Source organism: Corallococcus exercitus (genome assembly GCF_003611585.1).
Classification (GTDB): domain Bacteria; phylum Myxococcota; class Myxococcia; order Myxococcales; family Myxococcaceae; genus Corallococcus; species Corallococcus exercitus.
Window position 1 is genome coordinate 1 of sequence record NZ_RAVW01000265.1, and the last position, 13,283, is coordinate 13,283.

At 70.1% G+C, this 13,283-nt stretch carries 10 protein-coding genes; all 10 read right to left on the reverse strand.

The window, feature by feature from the left end; translation table 11 throughout:
- Positions 1–80 precede the first annotated feature (80 nt).
- Positions 81–1,313 carry an ABC transporter permease gene (locus D7W79_RS27525; RefSeq protein WP_120528369.1) on the reverse strand — a complete coding sequence of 411 codons (1,233 nt, stop codon included), beginning with the start codon at positions 1,311–1,313 and terminating at the stop codon, positions 81–83.
- Entirely contained in the window at positions 1,310–2,056 is a 747-nt protein-coding gene (locus D7W79_RS27530; protein WP_120528370.1) for an ABC transporter ATP-binding protein, read from the reverse strand. Before D7W79_RS27530 ends, D7W79_RS27525 begins: the two co-directional genes overlap by 4 nt.
- Before the next feature lie 70 nt (positions 2,057–2,126).
- Positions 2,127–3,470, reverse strand: a complete 1,344-nt coding sequence (locus D7W79_RS27535; protein WP_120528371.1) for an efflux RND transporter periplasmic adaptor subunit — start codon at positions 3,468–3,470, stop codon at positions 2,127–2,129.
- 45 nt (positions 3,471–3,515) lie between these two features.
- The gene (locus D7W79_RS27540; RefSeq protein WP_244221996.1) at positions 3,516–4,934 is read right to left on the reverse strand and encodes a HAMP domain-containing sensor histidine kinase; all 1,419 of its coding nucleotides are present in this window, start codon (positions 4,932–4,934) and stop codon (positions 3,516–3,518) included.
- A 17-nt stretch (positions 4,935–4,951) separates the two neighbouring features.
- Positions 4,952–5,689 (reverse strand): response regulator transcription factor, encoded by a 738-nt coding sequence (locus D7W79_RS27545; protein WP_120528373.1) that lies wholly within the window; start codon positions 5,687–5,689, stop codon positions 4,952–4,954.
- 166 nt (positions 5,690–5,855) lie between these two features.
- The gene (locus D7W79_RS27550) at positions 5,856–7,361 is read right to left on the reverse strand and encodes an acyl-CoA synthetase (protein WP_120528374.1); all 1,506 of its coding nucleotides are present in this window, start codon (positions 7,359–7,361) and stop codon (positions 5,856–5,858) included.
- A 20-nt stretch (positions 7,362–7,381) separates the two neighbouring features.
- Entirely contained in the window at positions 7,382–9,382 is a 2,001-nt protein-coding gene (locus D7W79_RS27555) for an esterase/lipase family protein (protein WP_120528375.1), read from the reverse strand.
- A 147-nt stretch (positions 9,383–9,529) separates the two neighbouring features.
- Positions 9,530–10,585: an alpha/beta hydrolase gene (locus D7W79_RS27560; RefSeq protein WP_120528376.1), complete on the reverse strand. Its 1,056-nt coding sequence runs from the start codon at positions 10,583–10,585 to the stop codon at positions 9,530–9,532.
- A gap of 45 nt (positions 10,586–10,630) precedes the next feature.
- A complete protein-coding gene (locus D7W79_RS27565) occupies positions 10,631–12,187 on the reverse strand; it encodes an acyl-CoA synthetase (protein ID WP_120528377.1) in 1,557 nt (518 codons plus the stop codon).
- A 40-nt stretch (positions 12,188–12,227) separates the two neighbouring features.
- Positions 12,228–13,223 (reverse strand): 3-oxoacyl-ACP synthase III family protein, encoded by a 996-nt coding sequence (locus D7W79_RS27570; RefSeq protein ID WP_120528378.1) that lies wholly within the window; start codon positions 13,221–13,223, stop codon positions 12,228–12,230.
- Positions 13,224–13,283: the final 60 nt, after the last annotated feature.

The following is a 13,283-nucleotide window of genomic DNA, read 5'->3' on the forward strand; positions in this document are numbered from 1 at the left end:
GGCCGCGGGCGGGGCGGCCGTCTGGGCCCCCGCGACCACGGGCAGGACGCACAACGAAAGCGTCAACGGAAGCGCGCGCATTACTCGTACCTCAGTGCATCGATGGGATCCAACAGGCTCGCCTTGCGCGCCGGGTACAGACCGAAGACGACCCCAACCAGGCCGCTGAACCCGATGGCCAGCAGCGCGACGTCCGGCCGGACCAGCATGGGCCAGCCGAACTGCGCGGCCAGCAGCTTCGCCACGCCCAGGCCCACGGCCGCCCCGATGATTCCGCCCAGCACCGCCAGCGTCAGCGCCTCGATGAGGAACTGCGCCAGGATGTCGCGCGGCCGGGCGCCCACCGCCACGCGCACGCCAATCTCGCGCGTCCGCTCGGTGACGCTCACCAGCATGATGTTCATGATGCCGATGCCGCCCACCACCAGCGACACCGCCGCGATGGCCGCGAGCAAGAGGCTCAGCGTCTCCGTGCTCTGCTGCTGACCGCTGGCCACCTCCGCCAGGTTGCGCACGTCGAAGTCGTCCGCGTCATTCTCCCCCAGCCGGTGGCGCATCCGCAGGAGGTTCGCCACGTCCGCCTGGGCCTTCGCCGTGACATCCGCGCTCGCCGCCTGCACGAACACCGCGCCGGTGATGTACGCGCCCAGGCTCTGCGCCTGCACCTGGCGGCGGAACGTGGTGGCCGGCACGAACACCGTGTTGTCGAAGTCCTGGCCCACGGGCGACTGGCCCTTGGGCGCCGTCACGCCCATCACGGTGAAGGGCGTCTTGTTGATGCGGATGACCTGCCCCACGGGGTTGAAGCCCTTGCCGTAGAGGTTGTCCACCACCGTCTGGCCCAGCACCGCCACCTTCGCGCCCGCCTCGTTGTCCGCGTCCGTGAAGTGCGCGCCCAGCGCCATGGTCCAGCTGCGCACGGTGAAGTAGTCCGTCGTCGTGCCGATGATGCTGGTGTTCCAGTTCTGGTCCTCGCTGAACACCTGCGCGTTGGAGCGCATCTCCGGCGCCGCGCCGCGCACGCTGGGCAACTGCGTGCGCACGGCCTCCAGGTCGTCCCAGGTGATGGTGGGCTGGCTGCCGAAGCCGCCTCGAGCGCCACCGGACCGGGACGAACCCGGTAGGACGATGAGCAGGTTGGTGCCCATGGAGTCGAAGACCTTCTGCACGCTGGCCTTCGCGCCGTCGCCAATGGCCACCATGGCGATGACCGCGCCCACGCCGATGATGATGCCCAGCGCGGTGAGCACCGAGCGCGTCTTGGAACGCAGCAGCGCACGCAGCGCCAGGACGACCGTCTCCAGGATGCTCATGTCCCCACCTCCTCGGCGGGCACCACCGCCGGGTTCGGCGTCTGGCGTCTGTCGTTCACGATGCGCCCGTCCTTCACCACCACGATGCGCTGGGTGTACTCGGCCACGTCCGGCTCGTGCGTCACCAGCACCAGCGTCAGGCCCTCCTTCTGCAGCTGCTGGAACAGCGCCATCACCTCCACCGTGGTGCGCGAGTCCAGGTTGCCCGTGGGCTCGTCCGCGAGGATGACGCGCGGCCGTCCCACCAGCGCCCGGGCGATGGCCACGCGCTGCTGCTGACCGCCGGAGAGCTGCTTCGGGTGGTGGTCCAGCCGGGCCCCCAGCCCCACGCGCTCCAGCGCTTCCTTCGCCCGCGCGCGGCGCTCCTTGGAGGGCACGCCCGCGTAGAGCATGGGCAGCTCCACGTTCTCCAGCGCGGTGGTGCGCGCCAGCAGGTTGAAGCTCTGGAAGACGAAGCCCAGGGTGCGGTTGCGCACGCGGGCCAGGCCGTCGCGGTCCAGGCGGGCCACCTCGCGGCCGTTGAGCAGGTACTCACCGGAGGTGGGCCGGTCCAGGCAGCCCAGGATGTTCATCAGCGTGGACTTGCCCGAACCGGAGGAGCCCATGATGGAGACGAACTCGCCCGGCTCCACCGTGAAGTCCACGCCGCGCAGGGCCCGCACCTCCACGTCACCGGAGCGGTACACCTTCGCCACGTTCTTGAGCTGGATGACGGGGGGTGCCCGCTTCGTTTCCGCGTCCATCGTCGTGCCTCTGTCCCTTCCCCTGCCCGCGGTGCCTGTGGAGATGTCTGTGATTGGAACGCGCCCGCGCCTAGAACCCGCCGCGACGGCCGCCGCCCATGCCCCGGCCGCCGCCCGGGCCACCGAGGGGGCTCCCGCCTGACGGAGCCGGCGAGCCGGGCGCCGCGCCCGCGGGCGAGTTCGCCGCGGTGATGACGCGGTCGCCGGCCTTCAGCTCGCCTTCCACCACCTCCGTGAAGGTGCCGTCCGTCATGCCGGTGCGCACGTTCACGGCCACGGGCTGGGGCCTCTGCTCCGGCTGGCGGCGCAGCACGTAGACGGTGCGCATGCCGGCGGGGGCAGGCTGGGCCGGGGCCTGCGCGGGCGCGTTCGGCGACGGCGCGGGGCGGTAGCGCAGCGCCGTGTTGGGCACGGAGAGCGCCTGGTCCTTCTGCTGCGTGACGATGGTCACGTTCGCCGTCATGCCCGGCTTGAGCTTCAGGTCCGGGTTCGGCACGTCGATGACGGCCAGGTAGGTCACCACGTTCTGCACGGTGATGGCCTCGTTGCGGATCTGCCGGATGACGCCCTCGAAGGTCTCCCCCGGGAAGGCGTCCACGGTGAAGGTGGCCTTCATGCCGGGCTGCAGCTTGCCCACGTCCGCTTCCGCGATGCTGGTGTTGACCTGCATCTTGCGCAGGTCCTCCGCGATGGTGAAGAGCACGGGCGCCTGGAGGGACGCGGCCACCGTCTGGCCCACGTCCACGCTGCGCGAGATGACGATGCCGTCCGTGGGCGACACGATGGTCGTGTACTTGAGGTTCACCTCCGCCTCGTTGAGCGCGGCCTGCGCCTGGGCCACCGAGCCCTCCGCGGCGGTCACCTCCGCCTGCCCGTTGGCGGCGGCGGACTCGGCGGTCTCCAGCTCCGACTGGGAGATGAACTGCTGCGCGCGCAGCTCCTTCGAGCGCACGGCCTGCTTCTTCGCCACGTCCGCGTTCACGCGAGCCTTCTGGAGGTTCGCGCGCGCGGCGGTCATGTTCGCCTTCGCCCGGTCCAGCGCGGCCTGCACCAGCTGCGGGTCGATGCGGGCGATGACCTGCCCCTTCTTGACCTGCGAGTTGTAGTCGACCATCAGCTCCTGGATGCGGCCGGAGACCTGGCTGCCGACCTGCACCGTCACCAGCGCCGCCACGGTGCCGGTGGCCGTCACCTTGGCCGTGAGCTTCCGGGCCTCGGCGGGGGTCGTCTCGTAGGTGACGGCGTCCGCCTGGCTTCCGGCGCGCATGCGCCAGAACACCACCGCGCCCGCCACCACCAGGATGGCCAGGATCCAGGCCCAGCGAGGCACTCCGCGCTTGCGACCCTCGTCCTCATCCAGCTCCACCGGCGCCAGGGCCGGCGCTTCTCGCGGCATCTCGCTCAAGGCCTTCATGCCCCTTATCTACGTTTTGGAATGTTTCGGTGAATCTCGTCTCTATTACGAAAGATGACCCACGGCGAGGCGACCATCCGGTGTGTCCGCCGCCCCCACTCCGGGGAGCACGACGCGCGCGGTGGTGCCCTGGCCCGGCTGGCTCTCCAGCGTGAGCTGGCCGTGGTGCGCGTCCAGGATGCGGCGCACCAGCGCCAGCCCCAGCCCCACGCCGCCCGTGGTGCGAGCACGGCTGCGGTCGGTGCGGAAGAAGGGCGTGCCCACGCGCGCCAGGTCCTCCGACTCGATGCCGATACCCTGGTCGCGGACCTCCACCTGGACGCCGTCGCCCTCCGCCCGGGCGTGCAGCTTCACGGTGGTGCCGGGCTCCGAATATTTCCCCGCGTTGTCCAGCAGGTTGTCCAACACGCGCCGCAGCAGCACGGGGTCTGCTTCGAGCGCCGGCAGCGCGCCATCCACCTGGACCTCCAGCCGGTGCTTCGGCCGGGCGGAGCGGAAGCGGGCGGCGGCCTTGTCCACCAGCGCGTTCGCGTCCACGCGCTCCAGGCGCAGGGGAGGCACGCCGCCGCTCGCGCCATCCGTCACGAGTTCCAGGCGGGACGTGGTGAGCACGTCGGACACCAGGCGCTCCAGCTCCGACAGGTCCTCGGTGATGTCGGGCAAGAGCTCGCGCGCCGTCTGCGCGTCGCCCTCCGCGGCCAGGTCCAGCGCCACGCGGATGCGGGACAGGGGCGTGCGCAGCTCGTGCGACACGTTCGCGAGCAGTTCCTTCTGCGACCGCAGAAGCTGGGTGATGCGGCCGGCCATCTCGTCGAAGGCCTCGGACACCAGGCCCAGCTCGTCCTTGCGGCGCAGGCCCGCGCGCACGTCCAGCCTTCCCGCGCCGAACGCGCGCGCCGCGCTGGCCAGCTTCTCCAGCGGACCCGCGAGCGTGCGCGCGAAGGCGACGGAGGTGATGGCGGTGCACGCCAGCACGAGCCCCACGATGATGGCCGTCTGCCGGTCGCCATCCGGAGGCGGAGGCGGCGGGGGCAGGGACACGGCGGCGTAGACCTGGACGGGCCCCGGGTAGGGGCTCACCACCAGCATGCGTCCGGGGCCGCCCCCAAATCCGGGGAACGGGCCGCGCGGGCCACTGCGGGTGACGCGCGAGCTGACGGCGGAGAGCTCCTCGGGGCTGAGCGCGGGCACGGGGTCCGGCCGCGTGTTGCCCAGCAGCGTCCCGTCCGCGGCGCGCAGGGTGACGCGCATGCCCATGCGCTGCTGGGCGCGGTCGAGCGACGCCTGGAGCGCGGCGGGCTGGTCGCGCAGGTTGGACCACTCGTCGACGAAGTAGGACAGCTCGTCGTCGAAGCGGTTGCGCCAGGACTCGTTGCGCAACAGGTCGCGCGCGAGCATGAGCGACACGCCCACGAGGATGATTTGAATGACTCCCACCAGGTAGATGCGGGGGAGCAGGCCCATGGGGAGGCGGAAGAACTTCACGGATCCGCCTCGGTCTCCGTGGCCAGCATGTAGCCGGCGCCGCGGACCGTCTTGAGCAGGCGCGGGTTGCGCGGATCCACCTCCAGCTTCTGGCGCAGGCGGAAGATGTGCACGTCCACGGAGCGGTCGAACACCTCGTCCGCGCTGCCCTTCACCAGGTCGAGCAGCTGCTCCCGGCTGAGGACGCGGCCGGCGCGCTCGGCCAGGACGCGCAGCAGGCTGAACTCGTAGGTGGTGAGCGACAGCGGCTTGCCGTCCAGGGACGCGCTCAGGCTGCGGGGGTCCAGCACCAGCCGGCCCGCGTGCACGGGGTGGCTGGTGGGGCCCACCTTGCCGCGCGCGCGGCGCACCTGGGCGCGGATGCGGGCCAGCAGCTCGCGCGACGAGTAGGGCTTGGGCAGGTAGTCATCCGCGCCGGACTCCAGGCCCAGGACGCGGTCGGCCTCTTCCCCGCGCGCGGTGAGCATGATGATGGGCACGTCCGTGCGGGTGCGCAGCTCGCGGCAGACCTCCAGGCCGTCGCGGCCGGGGAGCATGAGGTCCAGGAGGATGACGTCGTAGGTGTGGCGGGACGTCTGGAGGAGCGCGTCGGTGCCGGACGCGGACACGGTGACGATGATGCCGTGCTCCTGGAGGTAGCGGGCGGTGAGCCGCGCCAGGCGTTCATCGTCCTCGACGAGGAGCACCTGGATGGTGGCTTCCTCGGAGGTCGTGGGGCGTGGGGGGGTCTCCATGGGTTTGGGTCTCCGCGTGGGATGCGGACCGCCTCCGGGCCGCGACCTGTAACCTTTCACCCCTACATTTCCAGGGGGCTACGGGCCCATGACGAAATATTACGGACGGCGGTCCGGCGGGACATCCGGGGGCTGTCAGGGGGGACAGGCGCAACGGAACGGAAATTCAGCCCTCGCCATGCATCCGGGCGAGCCCCCGCCGGTCCACCTTGCCCGCCGGAGTGCGCGGCAGGCCGTCCAGCAGCCGCAGCGTGCGGGGCAGCTTGTAGCGGGCGAGCCGGCCCGAGCAGAAGGCCACCAGCGCCTCCAGGGTCGGCTCGGAGCCCGGCCGCGGGACGACAAGGGCCCGGGGGACCTCGCCCCACTTCGGGTCGGGTACGCCGATGACGGCGACCTCGGCGACGTCGGGGTGGCTGGCGAGGACGCTCTCCACCTCGGAGGGGTGGATGTTCTCGCCGCCGGAGATGATCAGGTCCTTGGCGCGGCCCTCGATGCGGAAGAGGCCCTGCGCGTCGCGGGAGGCCAGGTCGCCGGTGTGCAGCCAGCCATCCACGAAGGTGCGAGCGGTCTCCTCCGGGCGGCGCCAGTAGCCGGCGCACAGGTGGGGCCCGCGAAGGAGCAGCTCGCCCACGTCCCCGGGGCGCTGTTCGCCGTCGATGCGCGCCTCGACCTGGAACAGGGGCACGCCGACGAAGCCCGCGTGCGAGCGCATGACGGCGTCAGGGAGGAAGAAGTTGTTGGGGCCACCCTCGGTGAGGCCGTAGCCGGTGCGGAACGGGATGCCGCGAGCGAAGAAGCGCTCGAAGACGGGAGCGGGACAGGGAGCGCCGCCGCTGATGAGCAGCTTGAGGCGGGAGAAGTCCACGGCCTCGAAGCGCGGATGCCGCTGCATCTCGATGAACATGGTGGGCACGGCGAACACGAGGTTCACGGAGCCCGAGTCGATGAGGTCCAAGGTCTGCGCCACGTCGAAGGCCCGGCACACGACGGAGGCACCGCCCACGTACACCAGCGGGAGCGTGAAGACGTTGAGGCCGCCGGTGTGGAACAAGGGCGCATTGAGCAGCGCGACGTCGTCCTGGGTGAGGCCCCAGCTGACGATGGTGTTCACGGCATTGGCGGTGAGCGAGCCATGCGTAAGCACGGCGGACTTCGGAAGGCCGGTGCTGCCGCCAGTCGAGCAGAGCACCCACGGCGAGTCCGCCTCCAATTCAACGGCGGGCAGCGCCCCGGACAGGTCCTCACGCGAAGCGAACGCACGCTCCCCCGGAAGCGGATCCGCGAAGGGAACCCAGCGCGCCGCAAGCCGCGAGCGCAAGGCGTCCACCTGCGAGCGGAACTCCGGCCCGAAGCAGACGACGGAGGGGGCGACATCGGAGAGCAGGCCGTGCAGTTCCTCCACGCCCAGGCGCCAGTTGAGCGGCTGGAGCACGGCACCCAGCTTGGCGCACGCGAACACGAGGTCCAGCGTCTCCACGCCGTTGAAGGCGAGCACGGCGACGCGGTCCCCCAAGCCCACGCCCAGGTCGCGAAGCAGCAGCGCGGTCCGGTGGGCGGAGGCATTCCACTCCGCCCACGAGATGCGCCGCCCACCCCGGAGCGAATCAACGAGCGCCGTGCGCTCCGGGGCGAGCGAAGCCCGCCGGGCCAGCCAGTCGTGGACGATGGGCATGCCCGGCGGTTCCTACGACATCAGTCCCGCGAAACGAAGTGCGCGGAGATCTTGTTCCACACCGCCGGGGTGATGCCCATGCTCAGGTGGTCATAGGCCATGCCCTCCTGCTTCGCGTCGGCGGTCTTCTTCGTGGACGTCCAGCCCTGGGTGAGCTGGGTCATCGCCGCGATGCTCGTCTCGAAGAGCACGCCGTCGCTGCGCAGCGTGGACGTGGTGGACGTCATGCCGTCCGTCTCGAAGGGCTGCGAACCACCCGCCGTGCCGTAGAGCACGTAGAGCGACGGCAGGCGCGAATCCAGGCCGTGCTCCGCCAGGCGCGTGATGAACTTGCCGCCCATCTCCATCGCCGTGGCCATGCCCAGACCGTCCATGATGCGGTACTTGCCGTAGCCCAGCGAGTCGTACGCCTCCACGTTCTTGAGGCCCATGCCGTAGATGGGGGCCGCGTGGTACGCGAAGCACGGCGAGCCCACCGGGTCGAACGCCGTCGTGCGGCACACGCGGTGGTCACTCGACTGCATGTAGCCCGCGGCGATGAACGGGTTGTACGGGTTGTAGACGAGCTTCGTGTCCAGCCAGGGGAAGTAGCGGTTCTCGTCCGGATCGATGTCGTCCCACGCGGACGCGCTGCGGTCCGGAATCGGGTACGTGCCACGCAGGTCATACGCCGCCTGCAGCTGGCCCGGGTACGCCGTCACGTACTTGCCGCTGGTGTTCACCGCGCCGAAGAGGCTCATGTTGTAGTCGTCGAAGTTGAACAACGACGAAGACAGGCCCTGGTTCGTGTTCAGCGTCTGCAGCGAGCTCGCGTACACCGGCGTGCCCGTGCTGCTCAGGCCCGTGATGTTCGACAGGTAGATGCGGCGGAAGTAGTCCGTCCACACGCCGCCGGAATCCTTGCACACGCTCTCCGCGTAGGGGTTGTTGAACCAGGGCACGCTGTAACCAAACGTCACGCACTGCATCGCGGAGAAGTACGTCCACGGCATCGGGCCACGGCCCACCGGCGCGTTGGAGGCCGTGCTCGCGATGGTCAGCGTGTGGATGGGGTGGCGGAAGTTCAGGTCGATGCCCTTGTGCGGCCCGGACAGCGGCACGTACACGCGCACCGAGTCGTCATACGCCGGCACCTGCGACGCCTGCTCCTTCGCCAGACGCTCGAAGAAGCGCGTCGTGCTGAAGCCGCCCCACGTCGCCGCGTTCTCCAGCCAGGGGTCCACCGCCAGCACGCCCTTGCTCCACGCCACCACGTCCACCCGCGCCACGCCCGGGTGCAGCGCCTTGATGCGCTGGACGGCGTTGGCCACGTGGATGGCGTGGTTGAAGTTGTCGCCGTGGAACGAGCCGAACGTCACCGCGTACACACAGCGGCCCTTCGACTCCAGGTCCTGCACCATGCCCGTCAGCTGCGCCGCGCCGCCGTAGGTGCCGCCCGAACCGTTGTTGCCGTTAGGGAACAGCCACACGTTCGCGTCCTGGATGGCGCCATGCACCAGCAGCGTCGGCGTCTTGGTGACGTCACAGGTGCGATCCGCGGTCTTCCGCCCCTTGTGCAGCAGGACGAAGCGCGCCTCCGGCTTGGTGGGGCCGGGCGTGGGACAGGGGGCCCCGGCCGTCGTGGCACAGCTGTTCGCGTAGTAGAGGTTGAACGCGTTCACCAGCTGCTGGTTCAGCGAACCAAAGTACGTCCGCAGCGGGTAGTCCGTGGACTGGTACGTGTCCTGGTCCCGCAGCTTCAGCGTGCGCGGGTTGTAGTACTCGGAACGGAAGCGCTGCTTGCCTTCCAGCAGCTCAATCTGCCCCCAGGACCACGTGGGCGGCGTGTACGTGCCCACCACGCGATAGGGGGTGGTGAAGTTGGTGGGGATGGCGTCGAAGTACGGCGCCAGGTCCGCGTCCAGCGGGGCCTCGGCCGTGGCGACGGACTCCGGGGCCGGGGGGGCTTCGGCGGGCGGCTCCGCCCCGCAGCCAGCCAGCAGCACTGCGGCGGTGAGTGACAACGTCCAGGTGCTTCGCATGCGTACCTCCGTGGGGGGTTACGGTTGCGGCGACAGCAGACTGCGACGACAGACAAAAGGACGCGCGCGGACACACGACGGGCCCCCGGGGTCGTCCCGGAAGGGCCCTCGCGTGCCTTCAGCGCGCGTCAGGAAACGGCGAAACGACTAGCGGGCGTGCTCCTGCAGGAACGGGACGAGCAGGTCGTGGAACTCCTTCGTCTTCTCCAGGTGCGGGCTGTGGCCCGTGTCCTGGAGGACGACCTCGCGGTAGCGGCCGCCGTTGGCCGCGTAGCGCTCCATCACCTTGCGCATCTGCGACACCATGGGCTGCGGCGGGTACTTCTCATCCCCGGGCCAGCCGGGCACCGCGCCCAGCTTGCCCAGGAAGCCGAAGTCGAACAGTGACGTGTCGGAAACGATGGCGTCGTCCGCGCCGCGGATCCACAGCACGTCCGGCCCGTTCTTCAGCGCCGCGAAGGCGGAGGTGTTGTACCAGGCGGGCGCCATGGCGTTGTTCATGCCCGTGGTGCCCGGCGCCACGCCCGGCCAGTTCGGCGACTGGGCGAAGTTGCCCGGGTACAGCTCGTCCGACACGTGCGTGTCCAGCACGGAGCTCAGGAGCATCTCCTCGTCCGGGTGGCGGAACGGCGGCTTCACGTAGCAGCCGTTCATCACGTTGCGCGGCGACGTCTGCGACTCCGTGGAGCGGTCCTTCGACTTCAGCCGCTGCACGAAGTCCGGGTTGGCCGTGCCGCCGCCGGAGCCCGCGAAGTCCGCCCAGCACGGCGTGCCGTCCGCGTCCTTCGTGCCGCCAAAGCCGTACGGAGACAGCGGCGCCTCCACCACCAGGCCGGCCACGCGCTCCGGATGGTCCAGCGACAGCTGCATCACCATGCCCGCGCCCGCCGAGTGCGCCACGAACACCGCGCGCTTCAGGGACAGCGTGTCCATCAGCGCCAGCAGGTCGTCGCTGAAGTCGCGCATGCCGCGCGTCGCGTGGATGGTCTTCTCCTCCGTGTGCCCGTAGCCGCGCATGTCCGGCGCGATGCCCCGGAAGCCCTGGGGCAGCGTCTTCATCAGCGACTCGAAGAACGCGGACGAGGAACAGTTGCCGTGCACGAAGATGACCGGAAAGCCCTCCTCGCCCACCAGCCGTGCGCGCACCCGGAGCCGCTGCGTGGGGATGTCCCGGATCTCGACCTTCCTGGATGTATCAGCCATGTGCGCGCTCCTGGTTGCGTTGCTTGAGAGAGGAAAAACCGTGCGTCACGAAGCGGCCCGCGCGTCCGCGGCGATGGCCGCCTCGCGCAGCTCGCGCTTCAGAATCTTCCCCGCCGCGGACACCGGCAGGGCCTTCACCAGCTCCACCCGCTTGGGGACCTTGAAGCGTGCCACCCGGCCCTTGAGGTGCTCGAGCAGCGCCTCCGCCGAGGCCTCGGCCCCAGGCTTGAGCACCACGTAGGCCCGGCCCGCCTCGCCCCACTTCGCGTCCGGCACGCCCACCACCGCGCACTGATGCACGGCCGGGTGTTCGTACAGGACCGACTCCAGCTCCAGCGGGTACACGTTCTCTCCGCCGGAGATGAACATGTCCTTCTTGCGGCCCGCGATGGTGAAGAAGCCGTCCGCGTCCACGCGCGCCAGGTCTCCGGTGTGGAACCAGCCGTCCGCGTCGATGGCCTCCTTCGTCGCGGCGTCGTCCTCGAAGTAGCCGGAGCACATGGAGGGCCCCTTCAGCACCAGCTCCCCCACCCCGCCCACGGGCACGGCCTTGCCGGCGTCGTCCACCAGCTTCGCGTCGATGAAGTAGTTGGGCCGGCCGATGGAGCCCGCCTTGGACACCGCGAACTCCGGCCCCATGCTGAAGATGCCCGGGCCGAACTCCGTCATGCCGAAGCCCTGCTTGAAGGGCACCGGGTGCACCGCCTGCCACGCCTGGAGCAGCGTCACCGGCAGGGGCGCACCGCCGCTGGTGACGAAGCGCACGGAGGAGAAGTCCGTCCCCTTCCAGCGCGGCGAGTCCATCAGCTGCTGGTACTGCGTGGGCACCGCGAAGAAGAGCGTCACCTTCTCCTTGGCCACCAGCCCCAGCATCTCGTCCGGATCCCAGCGGCGCATCAGCACCACGGTGCCGCCCACGGTGAGCAGCGGCAGCGTGTAGACCAGCAGCCCGCCCGTGTGGAACAGCGGCGTGTGCGTCACCGTCACGTCGCCCTGGCGGAGCTCATGCACCAGCGTGTTGAGCGTGTTCCACGCCACCATGCGGTACGACACCTTCGCGCCCTTGGAGCGGCCGGTGGTGCCGCCGGTGAAGAGCAGGCAGAGGATGTCCTCCTCGCTGACCGCGTCGTTGGTGACGGGGGCCGCGGGCGCGTACGCCACGGCCTTCTCATACGGATCCGCGCCGGGCAGCCCCTGCGCCTCCAGGGAGACCAGGCGCAGGCCGTCGCCCACGTGCTCGCGCACCTGGGCCACCGCGTCCTTGAAGTCGTCCCCGAACAGCAGCACGCGCGGGCGGATGGCGCGCACGCCCTCCGTCAGCTCCGCCGCGTGCAGCCGCCAGTTGTAGGGCACGAAGATGGCGCCCAGCTTCCCGCACGCGAACAGCGTGTCCAGGTACTCCACGCCGTTGTGCGCGACGATGGCCACGCGGTCGCCGCGCTGCACGCCCGCCACGTCCCGCAGCCAGCCCGCGAGCGCGTTGGCGCGCGCGTTCATCTGCCGGTAGGTGAAGCGGCCCGCGTCCCTGCGGGCCACGTCCACCACGGCCACCGCGTCCGGCCAGTAAAGGGCACCCCGCCCCATCCAGTCCCCGATGAACATGCGAAGAACTCCTGTCTGAATGAGGCGGGGGGCGGGGGGACTAAGCCGTCCAGCGGTAGAGGGCGGACGCCATGGCGAGACCACCGCCGCTGGCGCAGAAGGCGACCAGGTCGCCCTTCTTCACCTTGCCCTGCAGCACCGCGTCGTCGAGCGTCATGGGGATGCAGGCGGAGCCCGTGTAGCCCCACTTGTCCATCGTGTAGTGCGCCTTCTCCATGGGCTGGTTGAGCGCCTTCATGGTGGCTTCGATGGTGCGCAGGTTCAGCTGCGTGAAGACGAACAGCTTCACGTCGTCCAGCGTCTGGTCCGCGCGCTTGAGCAGCGTGTCCAGCAGCATGGGCCAGCGCTCGGTGTTGAACGTGGAGGGGAACTTGCGCACGAACTGCACCGCGGGCTTGCCGTCCGTCAGCGCCAGCGTCTCCGCCGTGGCGGGCCGGTTCGTGCCGCCGGTGTAGATGCCCAGCGCGTCGTGGTACTCGCCGTTGGCCAGGAGCTTCGCGCCCAGGAAGCCCGGCTTGTCGGACGCGCCCAGCACCACCGCGCCCGCGCCGTCCGCGAACAGCGTGCAGGTCTTCTTGTCCTTCCAGTTCACGTACCGGGTCATCCCGTAGGCGCCCACCACCAGGATGCGCTGGTAGCTGTCATCCGCCGAAATCGTCTTCGACGCCACGTCCAGCGCCGTCACCCAGCCGGCACACGCGGCGTTGATGTCGTAGGTGCCCGCGTTGACCGCGCCCAGCTTCGCCTGCACCACGGACGACGTGCCGGGGGAGAGGTAGTCCGGTGTGTCACTGGCGACCAGCACCAGGTCCAGCTCCTTCGGGTCCACCTTCGCGCGGGAGAGCGCCTCCTTCGCGGCGGCCACGGCCAGGTCGCTGGTGGCCTGGTTGTCCGCCATCACGTGGCGCTGCTTGATGCCCACGTTCTGCTGGAGCCACTCGTCCACCTTCTCGCCCAGGATCTTCTCCACGTCGGCGTTGGTGAGGAGCTTCTCGGGGACATAGCGGCCGGTGGACAGGATGTTCGCGTAACGCATGACGGTGTTTCAGCTCCGGGGACCGCGTGACGGACGGCGGGGGGACTTCGGGGGGGCTGT